Origin of the sequence: Pseudomonas uvaldensis, from assembly GCF_021271205.1 — a bacterium.
Taxonomy (GTDB): domain Bacteria; phylum Pseudomonadota; class Gammaproteobacteria; order Pseudomonadales; family Pseudomonadaceae; genus Aquipseudomonas; species Aquipseudomonas uvaldensis.
This window is the reverse complement of sequence record NZ_JAIWKS010000005.1, coordinates 313,256-336,137: the sequence shown is the minus strand read 5'-3', so window position 1 is coordinate 336,137 and position 22,882 is coordinate 313,256. Positions and strand designations below refer to the sequence as shown.

At 61.3% G+C, this 22,882-nt stretch carries 24 protein-coding genes and 1 other RNA gene; 15 read left to right on the top strand and 10 right to left on the bottom strand.

Annotation, left to right across the window (positions count from 1 at the left end; all coding sequences use genetic code 11):
- Positions 1-177: 177 nt before the first annotated feature.
- The 4 genes from rho (at position 178) to LCU97_RS13900 (ending at position 4,884) form a co-directional block, all read left to right on the top strand.
- Positions 178-1,437: a transcription termination factor Rho gene (rho, locus tag LCU97_RS13915; protein ID WP_053148453.1), complete on the top strand. Its 1,260-nt coding sequence runs from the start codon at positions 178-180 to the stop codon at positions 1,435-1,437.
- A gap of 125 nt (positions 1,438-1,562) precedes the next feature.
- The gene (gene ubiD / locus LCU97_RS13910) at positions 1,563-3,029 is read left to right on the top strand and encodes a 4-hydroxy-3-polyprenylbenzoate decarboxylase (protein WP_053148450.1); all 1,467 of its coding nucleotides are present in this window, start codon (positions 1,563-1,565) and stop codon (positions 3,027-3,029) included.
- Positions 3,029-3,997 carry a CDP-6-deoxy-delta-3,4-glucoseen reductase gene (locus LCU97_RS13905; RefSeq protein ID WP_053148447.1) on the top strand — a complete coding sequence of 323 codons (969 nt, stop codon included), beginning with the start codon at positions 3,029-3,031 and terminating at the stop codon, positions 3,995-3,997. Before ubiD ends, LCU97_RS13905 begins: the two co-directional genes overlap by 1 nt.
- A gap of 218 nt (positions 3,998-4,215) precedes the next feature.
- Positions 4,216-4,884 (top strand): gamma-glutamylcyclotransferase, encoded by a 669-nt coding sequence (locus LCU97_RS13900; RefSeq protein ID WP_053148444.1) that lies wholly within the window; start codon positions 4,216-4,218, stop codon positions 4,882-4,884.
- Here the strand turns inward: LCU97_RS13900 and glpT are convergent.
- Both glpT and LCU97_RS13890 read right to left on the bottom strand, forming a co-directional pair.
- Positions 4,860-6,209 carry a glycerol-3-phosphate transporter gene (gene glpT / locus LCU97_RS13895; RefSeq protein ID WP_053148441.1) on the bottom strand — a complete coding sequence of 450 codons (1,350 nt, stop codon included), beginning with the start codon at positions 6,207-6,209 and terminating at the stop codon, positions 4,860-4,862. The genes LCU97_RS13900 and glpT overlap by 25 nt on opposite strands.
- Positions 6,210-6,410: 201 nt before the next feature.
- Positions 6,411-7,388, bottom strand: a complete 978-nt coding sequence (locus LCU97_RS13890) for an NADPH:quinone oxidoreductase family protein (RefSeq protein ID WP_232776834.1) — start codon at positions 7,386-7,388, stop codon at positions 6,411-6,413.
- Between the two features lie 150 nt (positions 7,389-7,538).
- Here LCU97_RS13890 and LCU97_RS13885 point away from each other — a divergent pair, with 150 nt between their 5' ends.
- Positions 7,539-7,955 (top strand): flagellar basal body-associated protein FliL, encoded by a 417-nt coding sequence (locus tag LCU97_RS13885; protein ID WP_053149666.1) that lies wholly within the window; start codon positions 7,539-7,541, stop codon positions 7,953-7,955.
- Between the two features lie 124 nt (positions 7,956-8,079).
- On the opposite strand, the gene LCU97_RS13880 is transcribed toward LCU97_RS13885, so the two are convergent.
- Positions 8,080-8,532, bottom strand: a complete 453-nt coding sequence (locus LCU97_RS13880) for an EVE domain-containing protein (protein ID WP_053148435.1) — start codon at positions 8,530-8,532, stop codon at positions 8,080-8,082.
- A gap of 194 nt (positions 8,533-8,726) precedes the next feature.
- On the opposite strand from LCU97_RS13880, the gene LCU97_RS13875 reads away from it, so the two are divergent.
- Positions 8,727-8,873 (top strand): hypothetical protein, encoded by a 147-nt coding sequence (locus LCU97_RS13875; protein ID WP_092179885.1) that lies wholly within the window; start codon positions 8,727-8,729, stop codon positions 8,871-8,873.
- Between the two features lie 35 nt (positions 8,874-8,908).
- Here LCU97_RS13875 and LCU97_RS13870 read toward each other — a convergent pair whose 3' ends face one another.
- The 4 genes from LCU97_RS13870 to LCU97_RS13855 all read right to left on the bottom strand — a co-directional run bounded on the left by LCU97_RS13870 (position 8,909) and on the right by LCU97_RS13855 (position 10,361).
- Positions 8,909-9,514 carry a 5-formyltetrahydrofolate cyclo-ligase gene (locus LCU97_RS13870; protein WP_053149663.1) on the bottom strand — a complete coding sequence of 202 codons (606 nt, stop codon included), beginning with the start codon at positions 9,512-9,514 and terminating at the stop codon, positions 8,909-8,911.
- A 113-nt stretch (positions 9,515-9,627) separates the two neighbouring features.
- Positions 9,628-9,807, bottom strand: a non-coding RNA gene (ssrS, locus tag LCU97_RS13865) — 6S RNA.
- 30 nt (positions 9,808-9,837) lie between these two features.
- Positions 9,838-10,155: a cell division protein ZapA gene (locus tag LCU97_RS13860; RefSeq protein ID WP_053148432.1), complete on the bottom strand. Its 318-nt coding sequence runs from the start codon at positions 10,153-10,155 to the stop codon at positions 9,838-9,840.
- Positions 10,152-10,361 (bottom strand): TIGR02449 family protein, encoded by a 210-nt coding sequence (locus tag LCU97_RS13855; RefSeq protein ID WP_017845111.1) that lies wholly within the window; start codon positions 10,359-10,361, stop codon positions 10,152-10,154. Before LCU97_RS13855 ends, LCU97_RS13860 begins: the two co-directional genes overlap by 4 nt.
- Positions 10,362-10,488: 127 nt before the next feature.
- Here LCU97_RS13855 and LCU97_RS13850 point away from each other — a divergent pair, with 127 nt between their 5' ends.
- The 8 genes from LCU97_RS13850 (at position 10,489) to gcvH (ending at position 19,401) form a co-directional block, all read left to right on the top strand.
- Positions 10,489-11,043 carry a YecA/YgfB family protein gene (locus LCU97_RS13850; protein ID WP_047702515.1) on the top strand — a complete coding sequence of 185 codons (555 nt, stop codon included), beginning with the start codon at positions 10,489-10,491 and terminating at the stop codon, positions 11,041-11,043.
- Between the two features lie 24 nt (positions 11,044-11,067).
- Positions 11,068-12,402 (top strand): Xaa-Pro aminopeptidase, encoded by a 1,335-nt coding sequence (pepP, locus tag LCU97_RS13845; RefSeq protein ID WP_232776831.1) that lies wholly within the window; start codon positions 11,068-11,070, stop codon positions 12,400-12,402.
- Entirely contained in the window at positions 12,399-13,586 is a 1,188-nt protein-coding gene (gene ubiH / locus LCU97_RS13840; protein WP_232776828.1) for a 2-octaprenyl-6-methoxyphenyl hydroxylase, read from the top strand. The genes pepP and ubiH overlap by 4 nt, the downstream gene beginning before the upstream one ends.
- Positions 13,587-13,653: 67 nt before the next feature.
- A complete protein-coding gene (locus tag LCU97_RS13835; RefSeq protein ID WP_172679601.1) occupies positions 13,654-14,871 on the top strand; it encodes a 2-octaprenyl-3-methyl-6-methoxy-1,4-benzoquinol hydroxylase in 1,218 nt (405 codons plus the stop codon).
- A gap of 123 nt (positions 14,872-14,994) precedes the next feature.
- The gene (locus LCU97_RS13830) at positions 14,995-15,999 is read left to right on the top strand and encodes an extracellular solute-binding protein (RefSeq protein ID WP_232776825.1); all 1,005 of its coding nucleotides are present in this window, start codon (positions 14,995-14,997) and stop codon (positions 15,997-15,999) included.
- Between the two features lie 116 nt (positions 16,000-16,115).
- A complete protein-coding gene (locus LCU97_RS13825; RefSeq protein ID WP_232776822.1) occupies positions 16,116-17,723 on the top strand; it encodes an ABC transporter permease in 1,608 nt (535 codons plus the stop codon).
- Between the two features lie 160 nt (positions 17,724-17,883).
- Positions 17,884-18,966 carry a glycine cleavage system aminomethyltransferase GcvT gene (gene gcvT, locus LCU97_RS13820; protein WP_053148416.1) on the top strand — a complete coding sequence of 361 codons (1,083 nt, stop codon included), beginning with the start codon at positions 17,884-17,886 and terminating at the stop codon, positions 18,964-18,966.
- A 48-nt stretch (positions 18,967-19,014) separates the two neighbouring features.
- The gene (gene gcvH / locus LCU97_RS13815; protein ID WP_053148414.1) at positions 19,015-19,401 is read left to right on the top strand and encodes a glycine cleavage system protein GcvH; all 387 of its coding nucleotides are present in this window, start codon (positions 19,015-19,017) and stop codon (positions 19,399-19,401) included.
- 161 nt (positions 19,402-19,562) lie between these two features.
- Here gcvH and LCU97_RS13810 read toward each other — a convergent pair whose 3' ends face one another.
- From LCU97_RS13810 to LCU97_RS13800, 3 genes are all read right to left on the bottom strand, one after another.
- Positions 19,563-19,883: a DUF2388 domain-containing protein gene (locus LCU97_RS13810; RefSeq protein ID WP_172679600.1), complete on the bottom strand. Its 321-nt coding sequence runs from the start codon at positions 19,881-19,883 to the stop codon at positions 19,563-19,565.
- 85 nt (positions 19,884-19,968) lie between these two features.
- Positions 19,969-21,753 carry a GspE/PulE family protein gene (locus tag LCU97_RS13805; protein WP_053148406.1) on the bottom strand — a complete coding sequence of 595 codons (1,785 nt, stop codon included), beginning with the start codon at positions 21,751-21,753 and terminating at the stop codon, positions 19,969-19,971.
- A gap of 144 nt (positions 21,754-21,897) precedes the next feature.
- Positions 21,898-22,236, bottom strand: coding sequence for a hypothetical protein (locus LCU97_RS13800; RefSeq protein ID WP_053148403.1), 339 nt, complete (start codon positions 22,234-22,236; stop codon positions 21,898-21,900).
- A 126-nt stretch (positions 22,237-22,362) separates the two neighbouring features.
- Between LCU97_RS13800 and LCU97_RS13795 the strand changes: the two genes are divergently transcribed.
- Complete coding sequence (locus tag LCU97_RS13795; RefSeq protein ID WP_232776819.1) at positions 22,363-22,833, top strand: Lrp/AsnC family transcriptional regulator; 471 nt, start codon at positions 22,363-22,365, stop codon at positions 22,831-22,833.
- The last annotated feature ends 49 nt before the right edge of the window (positions 22,834-22,882 follow it).

The following is a 22,882-nucleotide window of genomic DNA, read 5'->3' as shown; positions in this document are numbered from 1 at the left end:
CGCTCGTAAATCCAGGTGTTACATTCGGCCCCGCACTGGTTTCTCCAGCGCCCCCTGCAAGCCGTCGCCGACGCTCTCCTTTCGAATAAGTACGCGATCCTGTCGCCTTCTCCGCGGCGCGGCCTCATTAAGCCAAAAGCTTAATTTCCCCTCCATAAATGATTACGTCATTCCTATATGAATCTGACTGAACTCAAGCAAAAGCCGATTACCGAACTGCTCGAATTGGCCGAACAGATGGGCCTAGAAAATATGGCCCGTTCGCGCAAGCAGGACGTGATTTTCTCCCTGCTCAAGAAACACGCGAAGAGCGGCGAGGAAATCTCCGGTGATGGCGTGCTGGAGATTCTCCAGGACGGCTTCGGCTTTCTCCGTTCCGCGGACGCTTCCTACCTGGCCGGCCCGGATGATATCTACGTCTCGCCGAGCCAGATCCGCCGTTTCAACTTGCGCACCGGTGACACCATCGTTGGCAAGATCCGCCCTCCGAAGGAAGGCGAGCGTTACTTCGCGTTGCTCAAGGTCGACACCATCAACTTCGACCGTCCGGAAAACGCGAAGAACAAGATTCTTTTCGAAAACCTGACCCCGCTGTTCCCGACCGTGCGCATGAAGATGGAAGCCGGCAACGGCTCCACCGAAGACCTCACCGGTCGTGTCATCGACCTGTGCGCACCCATCGGCAAAGGCCAGCGTGGTCTGATCGTGGCGCCGCCGAAGGCGGGCAAGACGATCATGCTGCAGAACATCGCGGCCAACATCGCCCGTAACAACCCTGAAGTTCATCTGATCGTGCTGCTGATCGACGAACGTCCGGAAGAAGTGACCGAGATGCAGCGCACCGTGCGCGGCGAAGTGGTCGCCTCGACGTTCGACGAGCCGCCAACCCGCCACGTGCAGGTTGCCGAAATGGTGATCGAGAAGGCCAAGCGCCTGGTCGAGCACAAGAAGGACGTGGTCATCCTGTTGGACTCCATCACCCGTCTGGCCCGTGCCTACAACACCGTGATCCCGAGCTCCGGCAAGGTGCTGACCGGTGGTGTCGACGCCCACGCCCTGGAAAAACCGAAGCGTTTCTTCGGTGCGGCGCGCAACATCGAGGAAGGCGGTTCGTTGACCATCATCGCCACCGCGCTGGTTGAAACCGGCTCGAAGATGGACGAAGTGATCTACGAAGAATTCAAGGGCACCGGCAACATGGAGTTGCCTCTTGACCGTCGCATCGCCGAAAAGCGTGTGTTCCCGGCCATCAACATCAACCGTTCCGGCACGCGCCGCGAAGAGTTGTTGACCGCCGACGACGAGCTGCAGCGCATGTGGATCCTGCGCAAGCTGTTGCACCCGATGGATGAAGTGGCGGCTATCGAGTTCCTGGTGGACAAGTTGAAAACCACCAAGACCAACGATGAGTTCTTCCTGTCGATGAAGCGTAAGTAAATCGGGCGGGATAGACCAGCTAGAGCCGGGGAAACCCGGCTTTTTGCTATCTGTGCATTCACTATTCGGAACGGGCGGCGTTAAACTCGGGCCCCCGAACGCCACGGCTACCATGAGGCTTTTGCATGCAGTATCGCGATTTGCGCGACTTTATCAGCGGTCTGGAACAGCGCGGCGAACTCAAGCGCATCCAGGTGCCGGTATCCCCCGTGCTGGAAATGACCGAGGTCTGCGACCGCACCCTGCGAGCCAAGGGCCCGGCGCTGCTGTTTGAAAACCCCACCGGTTTTGACATCCCGGTCTTGGGCAACCTGTTCGGCACACCGGAGCGAGTGGCCCTGGGCATGGGGGCCGAGGCCGTCAGCGAGTTGCGGGAAATCGGCAAGCTGCTGGCGTTTCTCAAGGAGCCCGAGCCGCCGAAGGGGCTGAAGGATGCCTGGTCCAAGCTGCCGATCTTCCGCAAGATCATTTCCATGGCACCGAAAGTCGTCAAGGACGCGATCTGCCAGGAAGTGGTGATCGAGGGCGACGATGTCGACCTGGCCATGCTGCCGGTGCAGACCTGCTGGCCGGGCGATGTGGGGCCGTTGATCACCTGGGGGCTGACGGTCACCAAAGGCCCGAACAAGGATCGCCAGAATCTCGGGATCTATCGACAGCAGGTGATCGGCCGCAACAAGGTCATCATGCGTTGGCTCAGCCACCGTGGCGGCGCGCTGGATTACCGCGAATGGTGTGAAAAACATCCCGGCCAGCCATTCCCGGTGTCCGTGGCCCTGGGCGCGGACCCGGCGACCATCCTTGGGGCCGTCACGCCCGTGCCGGACACACTTTCCGAATATGCATTCGCCGGCCTGCTGCGCGGCAACCGCACCGAGCTGGTGAAATGCCGCGGCAACGATCTGCAAGTCCCGGCCACCGCCGAGATCATCCTCGAAGGCGTGATCCACCCCGGCGAAATGGCGGACGAAGGTCCCTATGGTGACCACACCGGCTATTACAATGAAGTCGACAGCTTCCCCGTGTTCACCGTCGAGCGCATCACCCACCGGACCAAGCCGATCTACCACAGCACCTACACGGGACGGCCGCCGGACGAGCCGGCCATTCTCGGCGTGGCGCTGAACGAAGTCTTCGTGCCGATCCTGCAGAAGCAATTTCCGGAGATCACCGATTTCTACCTGCCGCCTGAGGGCTGTTCGTACCGCATGGCCGTGGTGACCATGAAGAAGTCGTATCCAGGGCACGCCAAGCGCGTGATGCTGGGGGTCTGGTCGTTTCTGCGACAGTTCATGTACACCAAGTTCGTTATCGTCACTGACGACGATATCAACGCACGGGACTGGAACGACGTGATCTGGGCCGTCACCACGCGCATGGACCCCAAGCGCGACACGGTGATGATCGACAACACGCCGATCGATTACCTCGACTTCGCCTCGCCGGTGTCCGGCCTGGGATCGAAGATGGGACTCGATGCCACGCACAAATGGCCCGGTGAAACCACCCGTGAGTGGGGCCGGGTTATCGTCAAGGATGAAGCCGTTACCCAACGGATCGATGCCATATGGAATCAGTTAGGAATAGATTGATGCGTGTAACCCTGCAGCCTTCCGGCGCGGTGCTGGAAATACAGCCCGCAGAGCGGATTCTCGACGGTGCGCGGCGCCTGGGCTACGAGTGCCCGCAAAGCTGCCGCAACGGCAACTGCCATGTCTGTGGCGCGTTGCTGGTGGAGGGACGCGTTGAGCAGGCGGGCGAAGTACGCGATCACGGTGAAATTTTCACCTGCATCGCCCAACCCCTGGAAGATTGCGTCGTGCTGTGGGACGGCGTGCTGGCACCGGGTGAGTTGCCGGTTCGCCGCCTGGCCTGCCAGGTCGTGGAGTGCGTCGACGTGGGGGGCGATGTCTGGCGGGTAAATCTGCGTGCGCCGGCGGGTAAGCCGCCACGTTATCACGCGGGACAATACCTGATGGTCGAGCGGGAAAATGGCGAGAAATCGGCCTTTTCCCTGGCCTCGGCCCCGCACTCGGGGCGCAATCTACAGTTGCACGTGCTGGTGCGCGAAAACAGTGCCAAGACCCTTCTTGAGCAATTGCGCCGTAATCCTAACGTGCACGTAGAGATGCCGTTTGGCGACACCCACCTGTCCGAACTGCCTGATGGCCCGCTGGTGCTGATTGCTGCTGGCACCGGCATGGCGCAGATGCACAGCCTGATCGAGTATTGCCGCGCCGAAGGCTTCAAACACCCGGTACACCTGTACTGGGGCGTGCGACGTCCGGACGATTTCTATGAGATCGAGCATTGGGACGAGTGGAAGAAGCTGCCCAATCTCTTCCTGCATAAGGTCGTCAGCGATCTGTGTGGTTGGGAAGGGCGCTGTGGAATGCTCCACGAGGCTGTGTGCGAGGACATCAGCGACCTCTCTGGCGTCCACGTTTATGCCAGCGGTTCGCCGGCGATGATCTATGCCACGCTCGATGCGCTGGTGGAAGCCGGAATGGACGCCCACCAGATGCGGGCCGACGTGTTTGCCTACGCTCCGCGGGCATGACGAACTGAACCCGGCAACCATGAGGCTGTGGCGAGAAGCAAGCTTGCCCACCACAGCGGGTTATAACTCCCTATATTTCGTATCGGTATTTAGGTTCGGGGCTCAATACCGATAACGTATATAGGCGCGCGATGGCATTTAACTTGCCTCGTTTGTGCCAAACGTCAGCAGCCTGACGCGCCAAGTCACTTCGAACCGCGAGCCAAACGCTACCGGCCATGACCGCTATCGAAACCGCCATTACCTGTGCCCTGTATCCGCCACGCCTCGACCTGGGGCCGCAGCTGACCCGTGAACAATTGCTCGCTTCGATGCACTCGACCATGCGCCTGCACCAAGGCGGCCCCGTCTGGTTATTTGCCTACGGTTCGTTGATCTGGCGGCCAGAGTGCACGGCGGTGGAGCGGGTGCGCGGTCGGGTTCATGGGTATCATCGAGGGTTGTACCTGTGGTCCCACGAACATCGCGGCACGCCCGAATGGCCGGGGTTGGTGTTTGGGTTGGACCGGGGTGGTTCTTGCAGCGGTTTTGCCTACCGATTGCCGGAAGAGAACCTTGAAGACTCGCTGTTTGCCTTGTGGCAGCGCGAGATGCCGTTTCCGTCCTATCGCCCGCACTGGCTCAGTTGCCGTCTGGAAAATGGGCGTCGGGTGCAGGCCCTGGGGTTCGTGCTGGAGCGACACCTGCCCAGCTATGCCGGCAACCTGCCGGATCATGTGCTGAGCCAAGTGTTCGAAAGCGCCTGTGGGCGTTATGGCACGACTCGTGATTACGTCGAGCAGACCATCCTCGCCCTGCGCAGCCACGCCATGCCAGACCGGAATCTGGAGGCGCGACTCAGGCGTTGCAGATCAGCCCAGGATCAGGCCACCGCCTCGCGGCTCTGACTGGCAACTTGTTTGTGCCACAGGGTTGGCGCAAGGAAGGCCATTGCCAGCAGGCAGGCGCCCACGAGCAACACGAAGCCACCGTTCCAGCCGAAATGGTCCACGGTGTAGCCCATAGCGGCGCTGGCTGCGACGGAGCCGCCGAGATAACCAAACAGACCGGTGAAGCCGGCGGCGGTACCTGCGGCTTTCTTCGGTGCCAACTCGAGCGCCTGTAGGCCGATCAGCATCACCGGGCCGTAGATCAGGAAGCCAATGGACACCAGGGCGATCATGTCGACGGTCGGGTTGCCGGCCGGGTTCAGCCAGTAGACCAAGGTCGCCACCGTCACCAGCGCCATGAACACCATGCCTGTCAGGCCACGGTTGCCCCGGAAGATCTTGTCCGACATCCAGCCGCACAGCAGCGTGCCGGGAATGCCCGCCCACTCATAGAAGAAATAGGCCCAGGAACTCTTGTCCACCGTGAAGCCCTTGGCTTCCTTGAGATAGGTCGGCGCCCAGTCCAGTACCCCATAGCGCAGCAGATAGACGAACACGTTCGCCATGGCGATGTACCAGAGCATCTTGTTGCGCAGCACGTATTTGACGAAGATTTCCTTGGCGCTGAATTCCTTCTCGTGGCTGGCGTCGTAGCCTTCCGGGTAATCGTTCTTGTATTTCTCGATCGGCGGCAGGCCCACCGATTGCGGGGTGTCACGCATCGTCACGAAGGCGAACAACGCGACCATCAGCGCTACGGCGGCCGGTACATAGAACGCCGCATGCCAGTCGTTGAACCAACCCATTCCCAGCAGGAACAGCGGGCCGATCAGGCCGCCGCCGACGTTATGTGCCACGTTCCAGACCGACACCACGCCGCCGCGTTCCTTCTGTGACCACCAGTGCACCATGGTCCGACCACTGGGTGGCCAACCCATGCCCTGGGCCCAGCCGTTGATGAACAGCAAGATGAACATCATGGTCACACTGGACGTCGCCCAAGGTGCGAAACCGAAGATAAACATCACCCCCGCAGAAACCAGCAGGCCGAATGGCAGGAAGTAGCGTGGGTTGGAACGGTCGGACACCAGGCCCATCAGGAATTTCGAGAGCCCATAGGCAATGGCGATGGCCGACATGGCGAGGCCCAGCTGGCCGCGGGAGTAGCCTTCGTCGATCAGGTAGGGCATGGCCAGGGAAAAGTTCTTGCGCAGCAGGTAGTAGCCTGCATACCCGATGAAGATCCCGGCAAAAATTTGCCAGCGAAGGCGTCGATAGGTGCTGTCTATTTTTTCTTCAGGCAGGGACGCCTGATGAGCGGCAGGACGAAAGAAAGCAAACATTCAAGGGCTCCAGATTCTTGTTATGACTGCGGATATGAATGTTACAGTTTCGTTACCGAAAATAGCATTGCCTATCGTCATTTAAATAGGGGAAATTTTCGTTATTGAATGTTCTTAAGTGAACATGGCTTTTCAGGCGCGGACGATTATTTGTGTCACCGCCCTCGCGAGGGCGGCAACTCGGTTTCACATCGAGATGTTTCAGCGCACCTGCACCACCACCTTCCCCACGGCCTTGCGCTGCCCAAGGTCATTGATCGCCTGGGCGGCATTGCTCAATGGATACACCTGAGAAACCAGCGGCTTGAGTTTCCCCTCGGCGAACCAGCCGAACAGCTGCTGGAAGTTGGCGGCGTTGTCCTGGGGCTGGCGTTGGGCGAAGGAGCCCCAGAAAACGCCGAGTACGGCGGCGCCCTTGAGAAGGGCCAGGTTTACCGGCAGTTCGGGGATGCGTCCGCTGGCAAACCCCACCACCAGCAATCGGCCGTTCCAGGCAATGGCACGGATGGCCTGGTCGAACAGGTCACCGCCCACCGGGTCGTAGATCACGTCGGCGCCCTGGCCGTCGGTGAGGCGCTTGATTTCATCCTTGAGACTGGTTGCGCTGTAGTCGACCAATTCATCGGCGCCGGCCGCCTTGGCGACGGCGAGCTTCTCCGGGCTGCTGGCGGCGGCAATGACCCGCGCGCCCATGGTCTTGCCGATCTCCACCGCTGCCAGGCCGACGCCGCCGGATGCACCGAGTACCAGCAGGGTTTCGCCAGGTTGCAGATTGGCCCGCTGCTTGAGGGCGTGCATCGAAGTGCCGTAGGTCATGCTGAAGGCCGCGGCGGTGTTGAAATCCATGGTCGGAGGAATGGGCAGGACATTGTAGCCCGGCACCGCCACTTGCTCGGCAAAGCTGCCCCAACCGGTCAGCGCCATGACCCGGTCACCGACTTTCAGGTGGCTGACCTTTTCGCCCACTTCACTGACAACGCCCGCCGCTTCGCCGCCGGGAGAAAAAGGGAAGGGCGGTTTGAATTGGTATTTGCCCTCGATGATCAGCGTGTCGGGGAAATTCACCCCGGCAGCATGCACGTCCAGCAGCACTTCGTTCTTTTTCGTGATGGGGCTGGCGACGTCTTCCAGCACCAGCGATTCGGCGGGGCCGAATTCTTTGCACAGCACGGCTTTCATCAGGGCTATTCCTTTGGGAGTGTTGGCCGATAAGTGTAGGTGTGAGAGTCAATGGGTCAACGAGCATGCCCTGCCCTGATAGCCAGCCATAAGCTTGTGCTTGAGCGGCGGGGCGGTATGCTGGGCCGCAAACCGGATGAGGAGTCGAATGTGAAAGCGTGGATCATGTTGATGCTGGCCCTGTCGCTGCCTGTGGCAGTGATGGCCGAAGAGGCCAAGGAAGCGAAGGAAGGCGAGGCGCCGAAGGTCAGTTACATCACCCTGAGCCCGCCGTTCGTGGGTAATTATGGTCTCGATGGCACGGCGAAGCTGAAGGTCTACAAGGCTGACGTGGCCCTGCGCGTCACCGGCGATGCTGCCGCTGCAGCGGTCAAGGCCAACGAGCCGCTGATCCGTAACCAGCTGGTCGCACTGTTTGCGCAGCAGACCAGCGAGACGATGAACAACCTCGAAGCCAAGGAAAAACTGCGTCAGGAAGCGTTGAAACAGACCCAGCAGGTGATGAACGACGAGACCGGCAAGCCGATGGTGGACGATCTGTTGTTCAACAACCTGATCATCCAGTGAGTCTTGTGTTGTTCGGGTCGACCTATCGCGAGCAGGCTCGCTCCCACAGTATCCGAGGTGGGCACAGATCATGTGTCTATACCGGAACCCTGCTCACGATGGCGGCCTGGACAGTGATAGAAACCTAGGGTCGCAACGCAATCACCGCCGCCCACTGCTCGGCTGTCACCGGCATCACCGACAACCGTGAGCCCTTGCGCACCAGTGGCATTTCAGCCAGAGCGGTCTGCTGCTTGAGGTAGTCGAGCTTCAACACACGGGGAAACGTCTCGACGTGGGCCACATCGATGGCCGTCCACGGATTTTTTTCGGGGCTGGCCTTGGGGTCGAAATAGGGGCTGTCGGGCTCCAGGGCCGTCGGATCCGGGTATCCGGTACGAACGATTCGGCCGATCCCGGCGATTCCGGGTTCAGGGCAGCTGGAGTGGTAGAAAAAGAAGGTATCGCCCTCGGCCATGGCCCGCAGGAAGTTGCGCGCCTGATAGTTACGGACGCCGTCCCAGCGTGCCAGGCCGAGTTTCTCCAGGCCTTGGATGGACAGTTCGTCGGGCTCGGATTTCATCAGCCAATAGGCCATGTTTTATACTCCGGTGGCGGTGTCGAGAAAAGTTCGCCGATTCTATGACAAACCGACGGTCGGTTGACGCCAGCGTTTGCGTGCCGGTTCAGCTTGCCGCAAAATGCCGGCCTTCCAAGCTTGACGCTGCTGCACGGCCAAATAAGAAAACCGCTGCTGTCATCGTGTGTGATATGCCTTGAGGGGGGCAATCGATGAAACGCAAACCGGATTTGTTGTGGATTCTGGTCATTCTGTTCGGTCTGGGTGTCGTGACCACCGGTTACGCCCAAAGTCTATGGGCCAGCAAGACCGAAGCGCCAATGGACATCACCCAGCCCGCGCCCTCGCTTAAACGCTGAAGCTGCCTTGCAGACGCCGCCAGGTATCGCGGCGTCTATCGTGCGACATACCAGCGCTTGTCACTGACCGTTCCTTGCAACGGCACGTCCCAGCTTGCTTGCGCCAGCCGTTCGACCTTCTGACATTCATGGGCCAGTCCCAGCAGCGTCGGCTTGCGCCATTGCTTGCGTCGCGCCAGATAGGCCAGGCTGCGGTCATAAAAACCGCCCCCCATCCCCAGCCGACCTCCGGCATCATCGAATCCCACCAGCGGCAGCAGCACCAGGTCCAATGCCCACACCTTGCGTTGCCGGGCAATGCTGACGTGGGGTTCCAGGATGCGAAAACGATTGGGCCGCAACTTTTCGCCAGGGCGGATGCGCTGGAAAACCATCTTGGTCCGGGGCCACGGGCTGAGCACCGGTAGATAAGTGGACTTGCCCCGACGCTGGGCGGCCCGTAGCAGCAGGCGCGGATCGATTTCGCCATCGTTGGGCAAGTACAGGGCGATGTGCCTGGCGCGGCGAAACAGCGGATGCTGGGCCAGTTGCCGGTAGAGTCCGTGGGCCGCTTCGCGTTGCTGGGCCGGCGTCAGGGCACGCCGGGCCTGGCGCAGCAGGCGTCGCAATTGTGGGCGGGGCAGCAGCGCTGGCTCGGTCATGATCGATGCTTCGGCAAGGGTCGTGGCGACAGGGTAACCGCAAACGCCGTGGCCAGAAATGCCCGCGCCAGACACAACAATGCCAGTCTTGTTGACTGGCATTGTCTGGGATCAGGCTCCCCGGATGAACCGCTGTCGGCTTAGCCCTTGAACCCGAGAGTTCAAGGTGGAAGTTGCAGGGGGCGTTAAGGCTTTCCGTCAAGCGGACATGCACACCGGCCCCAACGTGCAACCCCCGTGGTTGTGCGTATCGGCTCAGGGACATCACCAACTGGCAAGCACCCCAGGGAGTGATGCGAGTATACCTCAGGATGCCTCGCGAATCAGCCCTTGCTGACGTCTGGATCGGTAGCCAGCACCAGATCCACCCGTTCGAGCAGGTCGCGCACCTGCTCACGGGTCGAACCGCTGACCTGCGCCTGCGGCGTATCCTGGCGATGCAAGAGGTCGTGGGTAATGTTCAAGGCGGCCATCACGGCGATGCGGTCGGCACCGATGACTTTGCCGCTGCTGCGGATCTCGCGCATCTTGCCATCCAGGTAACGGGCGGCGCTCACCAGGTTGCTGCGCTCTTCCTGGGGGCAGATGATGGAATACTCTTTGTCGAGGATCTGCACGGTAACGCTATTGCTTGAACTCATGAGTCTTGCTCCAGGGCCTTGAGGCGCGAAATCATCGATTCGACCTTACGCCGGGCGATTTCGTTTTTTTCAATGAGGTGCGCGCGTTCCTCGCGCCAGGTTTTTTCCTGAGCTAATAGGAGTCCGTTTTGACGCTTAAGTTGCTCGACCCGGTCAATTAGCAATTCGAGTCTGGCCATCAGCGCTTGCAGGTCGGTGTCTTCCATTGTGTCCACTGAAGAAGGTGTCTGATGGGGATTGGGTCGTACAGCCTCTGATAGTCTTGGCGAGTCTGTCGATGTAGGATACAAGGCCTCCATTCTAGACATAGCGCCGTCTGGCGCCTAGCTGCCCATGCCCATTCAGAATTCCCCGTATCAAGCTTTCGCCACCCTGCTGAGCACCAGCGGTCATCCCGTTTCGCCTGCCGAACTGCATGGCCTGTTGCTCGGGCGCAGTTGTGCCGGTGCCGGCTTCGACGCCGAAGGTTGGTTGGCCGACGCCGCCGAGCTGCTTGAAGGCGAGCCGGCGGACAACGTCCGCAACGCCCTTATCGGCCTGCAGGAAATGGTCAAGGGCGAATTGACCAGCGACGACATGACCGTCGTCCTGCTGCTGCCCACCGACGACGCGCCGCTGGCCGAGCGCGCTGCTGCCCTGGGCCAGTGGTGCCAGGGCTTTCTCGCCGGCTTCGGCCTGACCCGCCGCGAATACGCGCTGAGCGAAGAGGCCAAGGAAGTGCTGCAGGACCTGGCTGCGATCTCCCAGGTCCAGGATGCCCTGGAGGAATCCGACGACGGCGAAAGCGACTACATGGAAGTGATGGAATACCTGCGGGTCGCGCCCCTGTTGCTGTTCACCGAGACCAAGAAAACCGATGCAGCGGCCCCCAAGCCGTCCTTGCATTAAATTTCAGAGGGACCCCGTCTGCCCATGATCCATATCCCGAAATCGGAATACAGCCGTCGCCGCAAGGCCTTGATGGCGCAGATGGAACCCAACAGCATCGCAATCCTGCCCGCCGCCGCCGTTGCGATCCGCAACCGCGACGTCGAGCATGTCTACCGCCAGGACAGTGACTTCCAGTACCTCAGCGGCTTCCCCGAGCCGCAGGCGGTCATCGTGCTGATCCCCGGCCGGGCTCATGGCGAGTACATCCTGTTCTGTCGCGAGCGCAACGCCGAACGTGAATTATGGGATGGCCTGCGGGCCGGCCAGGAAGGCGCGATTCGCGACTATGGCGCGGACGACGCGTTCCCCATCACCGACATCGATGACATCCTCCCGGGCCTGATCGAGGGCCGCGACCGGGTGTATTCGGCCATGGGCAGCAACCCGGAATTCGACCGGCACCTGATGGAGTGGATCAACGTGATCCGCTCCAAGGCCAACCTCGGTGCCCAGCCGCCGAACGAATTCGTTGCCCTGGATCATCTGCTGCACGACATGCGCCTGTATAAATCGGCGGCGGAAGTGAAGGTCATGCGCGAGGCCGCGCGGATCTCCGCCCAGGCGCATATTCGTGCGATGCAGGCGGCGCGTCCGGGCCTGTACGAATACAGCCTGGAAGCCGAACTCGATTATGAGTTCCGCAAGGGCGGGGCGAAGATGCCGGCCTATGGCTCGATCGTTGCGGCAGGCCGTAACGGTTGCATCCTGCACTACCAGCAGAACGACGCGTTGCTCAAGGATGGCGACCTGGTGTTGATCGACGCCGGTTGTGAAATCGACTGCTACGCCAGTGACATCACGCGTACCTGGCCGATCAACGGCAAATTCTCGCCCGAGCAGAAGGCGATCTACGAGCTGGTACTGGCGGCCCAGGAAGCGGCGTTTGCCGAGATCGCGCCGGACAAGCACTGGAACCAGGCCCATGAAGCGACGGTCCGGGTCATTACCGAGGGGCTGGTACGCTTGGGGCTGCTGGTAGGCGACGTGGACGAATTGATCGTCAGCGAGGCCTACCGGGCGTTCTACATGCATCGTGCCGGTCATTGGCTGGGCATGGACGTGCATGACGTGGGCGAGTACCGGGTCGGCGGCGAATGGCGGGTATTGGAAGTCGGCATGACGCTGACGGTAGAGCCGGGTATTTATATCAGCCCGGACAACCGTAGCGTCGCAAAAAAATGGCGCGGCATTGGCGTGCGCATCGAGGATGACGTGATAGTGACCAGAACCGGTTGTGAAATCCTGAGCCGTGGCGTGCCGAAGACGGTGGCCGAAATCGAGGCCTTGATGGCCGCCGCACGGACCCAGGCGGCATGAGCCGGGTCAACCTTGCGATCATCGGCGGCGGGCTGGTGGGGGCGAGCCTGGCACTGGCGCTGCAGGTCGGCGCCAAGTCCCGAGGCTGGACGATCACACTGATCGAGCCTTTCGCACCTGGTCATGCCTGGCAGCCGAGCTACGATGCCCGGTCGTCGGCGCTGTCGTTCGGTTCCCGGCAGATCTATCAGCGCCTGGGGCTATGGCAGGAAGTTTCCCGTCGGGCCGAGCCGATCAAGCAGATCCATGTGTCCGATCGCGGACGGTTTTCCACGGCGCGGCTGTCGGCCATGGAAGAGGGCGTGCCAGCCCTGGGCTATGTGGTGGAAAACGCCTGGCTCGGCCAGTGCCTGTGGCAGGCTCTCGACCCGGAAGTGGTCAGCTGGCGGTGCCCGGCGCAGGTCACCCGGATGGAACCGATGGTGGACGGGTATCGCCTGACATTGGACGACGAAACCCTCCTGGAATGCGACCTTGCGGTGCTGGCCGATGGTGGCCGCTCCAATCTGCGAGAGCAGTTGGGTATCGGAGTGCGGAACCGGCCCTATGACCAGAGCGCACTGATTGCCAACATTACCCCCGGCGAAGCCCACAACGGCATGGCCTTCGAGCGCTTCACCGATGATGGCCCGATGGCCTTGTTGCCGCTGCCGGAGAACCGTTGCGCGCTGGTCTGGACCCGCCAGGGCATGGATGCGCAACGGCTCGCAGCCCTCGACGAGCACAGTTTCCTCAGCGAATTGCAGGGGGTGTTCGGCTATCGCCTGGGTACCTTGAAGCAGGTGGGCGCGCGGCATCTCTATCCACTGGCGCTGGTGGAGGCCGAAGAGCAGGTGCGCCCCCATCTGGCGATCCTGGGCAATGCCGCCCATAGTTTGCATCCGATTGCAGGGCAAGGGTTCAACCTATCCCTGCGCGATGCCCAGGCCTTGGCCGATGCGCTGCTCGGCAGCGACAGCGCGCCGGGCGACTTTGCCGTATTGCAGGCCTATCGCGAACGCCAGCGGCTGGACCAGACCTTGACGGTAGGCTTCTCCGACCAGGTCACGCGTCTGTTCAGCAGCAGCCTGCCGCTGGTGTCCCTGGGGCGCAACCTCGGTTTGCTGGGCCTCGACCTGCTGCCGCCAGCCAAGCGCTGGTTCGCTCGCCAGGCCATGGGCCTGGGGACCCGGCCCGATGTGTAGTCAGGGTGCCGGACTTTCTTTTCATGGGCGGCCCGTGCCGCCCGCAACACAGGCTTGAAGCATGGAATTGCGTGCAGATCTGCTGATTGTCGGTGCCGGTATGGTCGGCAGCGCCCTGGCGTTGGCGTTGCAGGGCAGTGGCTTACAAGTGCTGCTGCTGGACGGCAGCCCGATGAGCGTCAAACCCTACGATCCCCAAGCGGCGTTCGAGCCCCGGGTCAGTGCCCTGTCGGCAGCCAGCCAGCGGATCCTCGAGCGCCTGGGTGTGTGGGAGGGCATCACCGCCCGCCGCGCCAGCCCGTATACCGACATGCACGTCTGGGACGGCAGCGGTACCGGGCAGATCCATTTTTCGGCCGCCAGCCTGCATGCCGACGTGTTGGGTCACATCGTGGAAAACCGTGTCGTGCAGGACGCTTTGCTGGACCGGTTGCATGACTGCGACCTGGGCCTGCTGGCCAACGCCCGATTGGAGCAGATGCGCCGTTCCGGCGACGACTGGCTGCTGACCCTGGCGGATGGCCGCACCTTGCGCGCGCCGCTGGTCATTGCTGCGGACGGCGCAAATTCCGCCGTGCGGCGCCTGACCGGGGTTGCCACCCGCGAGTGGGATTACATGCACCATGCCATCGTTACCAGCGTGCGCAGCGCCCGGCCGCACCGGATGACGGCCTGGCAGCGTTTCACCGACGACGGTCCTCTGGCGTTCCTGCCCCTGGAGCGAGATGGCCGGCACGACTGGTGCTCGATTGTCTGGTCCACCACCCCAGGTGAAGCACAGCGACTGATGGCGCTCGATGAGGCTGGCTTCTGCGGCGAGCTGGAGCGGGCCTTCGAAGGCCAGCTCGGCCATGTCATCAGCGCCGATCCGCGCCTGTGTGTGCCGTTGCGTCAGCGGCACGCCAAGCGCTACGTGTCCGAAGGACTGGCGCTGATCGGCGACGCAGCCCACACCATCCATCCTTTGGCCGGGCAGGGGGTGAACCTGGGGTTCCTCGACGCTGCCGTGCTGGCCGAAGTGGTGTTACAGGCAGCCGGACGGGGCGAGCGGCTGGCAGACGTCAAGGTGCTGAGCCGCTACGAACGCCGGCGCATGCCCCATAACCTGGCGCTGATGGCGGCGATGGAGGGTTTCGAGCGGCTGTTCCAGGCCGATCCGTTACCGGTGCGCTGGTTGCGCAATACCGGTTTGAAACTGGTGGACCGCTTGCCGGAAGCCAAGGCGCTGTTCGTGCGCGAAGCGCTGGGGTTGACCGGAGATTTGCCGGATCTGGCCAGGGCCTGAGAACCGGGGTGCGGTTCCTGGCCTCATCGCAACATTTGGAAACGTCTCGACCCACGGTTCGATTGTGATGCCAAATGTGAGTCCTTATCATTTACGCTCGTTCACCACCGAGAGACCGCCCCCATGTTGGCACCCAAGCGCCTGCTGTCCGCCCTCGCCCTGACCCTGATCGGCACTACGACCGTCCAGGCCGCCGATGAGGTGGTGGTTTACTCTTCGCGCATCGACGAACTGATCAAGCCGGTCTTCGACGCCTACACGAAGAAGACGGGCGTCTCGGTGAAATTCATCACCGACAAGGAAGCGCCGCTGATGCAGCGCATCAAGGCCGAAGGTGAAAACGCCACGGCCGACCTGCTGCTGACCGTCGACGCCGGCAACCTCTGGCAGGCCGAGCAGATGGGCATCCTCCAGCCGTTCACGTCCCCCGTTATCGATGCCAACATCCCGCCTCAATATCGTGCTTCCTCTCATGCCTGGACCGGCTTGAGCCTGCGGGCGCGGACGATTGTCTATTCCACCGACCGGGTCAAACCAAGTGAGTTGAGCACTTATGAAGCCCTGGCGGGCAACGAGTGGGAAGGCCGCCTGTGCCTGCGCACCTCGAAGAAAGTCTACAACCAGTCCCTGACCGCCACCCTGATCGAAACCCACGGCGCGGAGAAAACCGAGGCGATCCTAAAGGGATGGGTCAAGAACTTGTCCACGGATGTCTTCTCCGACGACACCGCGCTGCTTGAGGCCATCAACGCCGGGCAGTGCGATGTCGGCATCGTCAACACCTACTACTACGGCCGCCTGCACCAGCAGAAGCCAGACCTGAAAGTGAAGCTGTTCTGGCCGAACCAGGCTGACCGTGGCGTGCACATCAATCTTTCGGGCATTGGCCTGACCCGCCATGCTCCGCATCCGGAAGCGGCGAAAAAACTGGTGGAGTGGATGACCACGCCCGAGGCGCAAAGCATCTTCGCCGACATCAACCAGGAATTCCCGGCCAACCCGAAGGTGGAGCCGTCCAAGGAAGTCGCAGCCTGGGGCGAGTTCAAGGCCGACACGTTGCCGGTGGAAGTGGCGGGTAAACGCCAGGCCGAGGCGATTCGCATGATGGATCGTGCCGGCTGGAATTAAGCGCTTCATGGATCGCAGCCTGTGGGGTTCCTGGCGGATAGCTAACTGCCAGGAGCGCCGCAGGCTGCGATCTTTTGCGGTTTAATACGCCTCCACTGATCGTCCGAGTATTCTCATTGGCACACCCCGTCCAACGCCGCTGGTACCCCTTGGTCTTCGCCATCGCTGCGTTGGTCCTGTTGCCCTTGAGTGTCCTGCTGCTGTCCTGGCAGAGCATCGACGCACAGATCTGGTCCCATCTCTGGGATACCCAGATGCCACGTCTGCTGGGCAACACGCTGAAGTTGATCATCGGCGTCGGCGCAGGTGTCACATTACTGGGCGTCAGCCTCGCCTGGCTCACCAGTCTCTGTGAGTTTCCCGGTCGTCGGTGGCTCGACTGGGCGCTGATGTTGCCGTTCGCCATCCCTGCCTACGTGCTGGCATTCGTCTTCGTCGGCTTGCTGGATTTTGCCGGCCCGGTGCAGACCTTGCTGCGCGAGGGGTTCGGCAGCGGCCTGCGTCTGCCCCGGGTCCGTTCCACCGGCGGGGTGATCCTGGTGTTGATCCTGGTTTTCTATCCTTACGTCTACCTGCTGGCGCGAAGTGCGTTCCTGGCCCAGGGCAAGGGCTTGATGGAGGCGGCCCGGGTGTTGGGCCAATCACCCTGGCAGGCGTTCTGGCGGGTGGCGCTGCCGATGGCCCGACCAGCCATCGGCGCGGGTGTTGCGTTGGCGCTGATGGAGACGCTGGCGGATTTCGGTGCGGTGTCCGTGTTCAACTTCGACACGTTCACCACCGCCATCTACAAGACCTGGTACGGCTTCTTCAGCCTCTCCAGTGCTGCCCAGTTGGCCAGTCTTCTGCTGCTGGCGGTGATGCTGGTACTCTACGGAGAGCGTCGTGCCCGAGGTGCCCAGCGAGTTGGCAACGAGCGACCCCGAGTCAAGGCGTTGTATCACTTGCGTGGGCTCAAGGCGGTCGCAGCCAGCGGTTGGTGCCTGCTGGTGTTCGCCTGCGCCTTTGTCATTCCGGTCCTGCAATTGGTGGTGTGGTTCTGGCAGCGGGGGCGTTTCGATCTCGATGAACGTTATGCGGGGTTGATCGTCCACACGCTTTACCTGGGTAGCATGGCGGCATTGATCACCGTTTGCGTTGCCTTGCTGCTGGCTTTCGCCCGCCGTCTGGCGCCGACCCGTACGATCCGCGCCGGCGTAGGCGTGGCGAACCTGGGATATGCCTTGCCCGGCTCAGTACTGGCGGTGTCGATCATGCTTGCGTTCAGCTACCTGGATCGCGAGTTGGTCATTCCGCTGTCGACCTTGGTCGGCGGCGCGAGCAAGCCCCTGTTGCTGGGCAGTCTGTCGGCTCTGTTGCTGGCGTACCTGGTGCGTTTCCTGGCGGTAGCCTACGGCCCGTTGGAGAGCAGCCTGGGACGAATCCGTCCGTCATTGCCTGAAGCGGCACGCAGTCTGGGAGTCAGTGGGCCACGACTGTTTTTCAAAGTGTATCTGCCGTTGCTGCTACCCGGCACCTTGAGCGCGGCGTTGCTGGTGTTCGTGGATGTCCTCAAGGAAATGCCCGCGACCCTGCTGATGCGCCCGTTCGGCTGGGACACGCTGGCTGTGCGCATCTTCGAAATGACCAGCGAAGGGGAGTGGGCACGGGCCGCCCTGCCGGCGTTGACCCTGGTATTGGTGGGGTTGTTGCCGGTGATCGGATTGATACGTCGTTCGGCACGCTAGCGGTCACAGGTGCCAGTCTCCTGTCATGCGGCTACAATGCGCCGCATTCGGTGCGGTCTGTCTGTCAGACCGGGTAACTGAGAGCGGCTTGAAATGCCTTTCGGCATTCGCGCCGTGCAGTGCCCGTCCGCACCTTCGCCAAGCCCGGAAGGAGAAACCCATGGGACAGCGTACGCCTCTGTATGACCTTCATCTCGCCCTCGGCGCGAAGATGGTCGATTTTGGCGGTTGGGATATGCCTCTGCATTACGGCTCGCAAGTCGAAGAGCATCATCAGGTGCGTCGCGACTGCGGTGTGTTCGATGTGTCCCACATGACGGTGATCGATGTCGCCGGTTCCCAGGCGAAGGCCTGGTTGCAGCGCTTGCTCGCCAACGATGTCAATCGCTTGCAGGACACGGGCCACGCCCTCTACAGCGCCATGCTCAACGAGCACGGCGGCATCGTCGACGACATGATCGTCTATCGGATCGAGGACGGTTACCGTCTGGTCTTCAATGCCTCGACCCGCGATCAGGACCTGGCCTGGATGCAGGCGCAGCTCGGCGCCTATGACGTGCAACTGCGCGAGCGCCCCGAGTTGGCAATGCTGGCTATCCAGGGACCTCAAGCCCGACACAAGATTGCCGAGCTGGTCACGCAATCCCGTGGTCAGTTGATCCAACAACTCAAACCCTTCGAAGGTCGTTCCGACGGCGAATGGTTCATCGCCCGCACCGGCTACACCGGAGAGGATGGCCTGGAGATCGTCCTGCCTGCCCATGAGGCCCTGAGTTTCTTCAACGATCTGGTCGGCGCCGGCATTTCTCCAATCGGCCTCGGCGCCCGCGATACCCTGCGCCTGGAGGCTGGCATGAACCTCTACGGCCAGGATATTCATCAAGACGTTTCCCCGCTGGCCTCGAACATGGCCTGGAGCATCGCCTGGGAGCCGGCTAGCCGCCAGTTCATCGGGCGTACGGCGCTGGAGGCCGAACTCGCCGCAGGCGTGCAGCACAAACTGGTCGGCCTGGTGCTCGAAGAGCGAGGGGTCTTGCGTGCCCATCAGGTGGTCCGCATCGCCGATATTGGCGAAGGGGAGATCACCAGTGGTAGTTTTTCTCCTACGCTTAGCAAGTCGATCGCCCTGGCTCGTGTTCCGATGGCTACGGCCGACCGCGCCGAGGTGGAAATTCGTGGTAAGTGGTACCCGGTACGGGTGGTCAAGCCGACCTTTGTCCGCCATGGCAGAACCCTGATCTAACTTTTGGCTGGCCGTTGGCCGCTGACACTTCTCTAGAGGACACAGAATATGAGCGACATCCCTGCCGAACTACGTTTTGCCGAAAGTCATGAGTGGGCGCGCCTGGAGGCTGACGGTAGCGTCACCGTGGGTATTTCCGATCACGCTCAGGAAGCACTGGGTGATGTCGTGTTCATCGAGCTGCCGGAGCTTGGCAAAGAATTGGCGGCCGGTGATGCGGCAGGGGTGGTGGAATCCGTGAAGGCAGCTTCGGATATCTATTCGCCCGTGTCGGGTGAAGTCGTTGCAATCAACGAAGCCCTGGGTGACGAGCCGGAAGCGTTGAACAATACGCCCTACGAGTCCTGGATCTTCAAGATCAAGCCTTCCAATGCAGATGCCGACCTGGGCAAATTGCTGGATGCGGCGGGTTACAAAGATTTGATCGGCGAGTAACCAGGAACCTGTTGGAGTGGGCTTGCCCGCGAATGCGGTGTGTCAGTCACCCTTTGTATTGCTGATCCACGTTATCGCGAGCAGGCTCGCTCTCACAGGGCGGACTGGAGACTTCCAAAGAAAATGCCGCTCGATCGAGCGGCATTTTTCATCGTGTTGAATCAGTCCTGGGCGACGGCGTTTTTCGCCAGGATCGCGTTGGCCAGCTCCATGTCGGAAGCTTGCAAGCCGGGGTTGTCGGCACGGACTTTCTGCATGGCTGCTTCCAGGTAGGGGCCACGGATGTTGCCGTCACTGGCGACGAAGCTGCCGGCGTCGTCCTGGGCGGCGACGATCAGCTTGTTGTCCTTGAACGTCAGGTAGGTGGAACCGGTGGTCGCACCGGATGAAATGACGTTACGCCAAAACGTGTCGGCCATCGCCGAGCCAACAGGAAGAGACAGCAAGGCCAGGGTCGCGACAGCAAGTTTGAGACGCATGATAGGTGACTCCACAGGGTTAACTATGACTTTGGATTACCTGCGCCTCGATTCAGTTCCGTGACTGCCTGGTCAGGCGTCGCCGAACTCATTTCTGTTCGCTTTGCGGCGTTACCCGGAGCACTTCCTCAACGGTGGTCAGCCCGGCGGCGACCTTCTGGGCGCCGGATAGTCGCAAGCTGCGCATGCCCTCCTTGAATGCCTGGCGACGTACCGCCAGCAGGTCAGTGTCGGCGTGGATGAGTCCCTTGATGTTGTCGCTCAACTGCAGGATTTCGTACACCCCGGCGCGCCCGCGATAGCCGGTGTCACGACATTCCAGGCAGCCGACAGCCTGTTGGGCGTTGCCAGGCAGCGGGGCCTGCCACGGGCGCGTCAGGGTTTGCCAGTCATCCTCGTCCAGGGTCAGGGGCGCCTTGCAATGAGGGCACAGCGTGCGCACCAGGCGCTGGGCCATGACCCCCAGCACTGTCGCCTTGATCAGGTAATGGGGCACGCCGAGCTCCAGCAGGCGGCTGATGGCGCTCGGTGCGTCGTTGGTATGTAGCGTCGAGAGCACCAGGTGCCCGGTGAGCGCTGCCTGGATGGCCATTTCGGCGGTTTCCAGGTCGCGGATCTCGCCGATCATGATGATGTCCGGATCCTGCCGCATCAGTGCTCGAACGCCGGCGGCGAAGCTCAGGTCGATGTTGTGTTGCACCTGCATCTGGTTGAAGGACGTCTCGACCATCTCGATCGGGTCCTCGATGGTGCAGAGGTTCACCTCCGGCGTCGCCAGTTTCTTGAGGGTGGTGTAGAGAGTGGTTGTTTTGCCGGAACCGGTGGGGCCGGTCACCAGGACGATGCCGTTGGGCTGGCGGGTCATGTCCTGCCAGCGACGCAGGTCATCGGCGGAAAAGCCGAGCTGGTCGAAATCCTTGAGCAGTACTTCGGGGTCGAAGATCCGCATGACCATTTTTTCGCCGAATGCCGTGGGCAGCGTCGACAGGCGCAATTCCACCTCGCCGCCATCAGGTGTCTTGGTCTTGACCCGGCCGTCCTGGGGTTTGCGCTTTTCCGCGACGTTCATTCGCCCCAGGTTCTTCAGGCGACTGATGATCGCCATCGTGACCTGTGGCGGGAACTGATAGACGGTGTGCAGCACCCCGTCGATTCGAAATCGCACCGTGCCTTGTTCGCGCCGTGGCTCGATGTGGATATCGCTGGCGCGCTGCTGGAAGGCGTACTGGAACAGCCAGTCGACGATGTTGACGATGTGTGCGTCGTTGGCATCCGGTTCCTGATCACTGGCACCCAGGTTGAGCAGTTGTTCGAAGTTGCTCAGATTGCTCGGTTGCTGGTCGACAGCGGTCGCGCCGCTGACCGATTTGGCGAGGCGATAGAACTCCACACTCAGGCGTTGGATGTCCACCGGGTTGGCGACCACCCGCTTGATTGGCAGCTTCAGCACGTGGGTCAGATCCGATTCCCAACTGCTGACGTAAGGTTGGGCGCTGGCAACGGTGACGGCGTCGCGGTCGACCGCCACCGCCAGGATCTTGTGGCGCTGGGCAAAGGCGTATGACATCAGGGGCGTGACGGCCGCGACGTTGATCTTCAACGGATCGATGCGCAGGTAGGGTTGGCCGGCCTGCTGGGACAACCACAGTGTCAGGTTTTCCAGGTCCAGGCGCTTGCCGGGGCGGCTGAGATCGTCCAGATGCTGGTTGGCGATGAACTCCAGGGGATGCAACTGAGAACTGGCGCTGTGGCGTCGCCGGGCGTTGAGCGCGGTTTCTGCCGAGTCCTGGCTGATGAGGCCCTGGGCGACCAGCTGGCGCAACAGATCGTTGAGGTCCAGCCAGCGGTCCTGTGTGGCGTGTTTGGTGGACATGCGGGATTCCTATTGAACAATTGCAGCAAAGCCGCGATACAGACGCTTCGGCGTCCTCTCGGTCTGCAAAAGAATAGTCCCGACCCTATGGACCGTTGGGCCACTACCCGACCAATGCGTTTCGAATTCTTGCTCCGGCCGGCCTCAACCCACGGCCTGGGCCGGCTCGAGCCACGTTTTTTCAGCGTTGCGCAGGGTTACCGAACAGACGCTGATCAGGTTACGTAATTTTTCAGCGATGACCTGGGCACGGTGCCAGCTGAGCCCGTCCATGAGGATTTCCATGGTCAGCAGATCGCCCTCACGTTCGACGTGAACTAGCTGCGGCGTCAGGCCCTGCAGGGCAAACAAGTTCAATGCACGGCACAGCACGTCGGCCTCGGCCTCGGCCTGCAACCGATATTGCGCAAGGCAATGGGCGTTGGCGGTGTGCCAGACGTCGGCACGGGTGGGCACCGTGCTGACGGATTCGATTAAGGGCATGATTGATCTCCTGGGATTCGGGAGAAATATTTGCATGCCGGAACGGGTATTTCTTATCTAATATCAGAGATATTCGCGGTTTGGTGAATAATTCAAGTTTATTAACGGATTTTTAAGGGTTTATTTATGCAAAGCGAGCTGGACAGCTACGACCGGCGGATACTGGCACTGCTGCAAGAAGACGCTTCGCTCTCCAGCGCCCAGGTCGCCGAGCGCGTGGGTTTGTCCCAATCGCCCTGTTGGCGTCGAATCCAGCGGATGAAGGAGGAGGGCATCATCCGCGGCCAGGTGACTTTGCTCGATCGGAAGAAAATCGGCCTTAACACGCAGATCTTCGCTGAAATCAAGCTCAACGCCCACGGCCGATCGAATTTCACCGAGTTCACCGAAGCGATTCGCGGTTTCCCCGAGGTGCTTGAATGCTACGTACTGATGGGGTCGGTGGATTTTCTGCTGCGCATCGTCACGGCGGACATCGAGGCGTATGAGCGTTTCTTCTTCGAGAAACTGTCGCTGGTGCCGGGGATTCAGGAGGTGAACTCGATCGTGGCGCTGTCGGAGATCAAGTCCACGACGAGTTTGCCGGTGATGCGATGATTGGCGGGGGGAATGTTCTGACCCCATCGCGAGCAGGCTCGCTCCTACA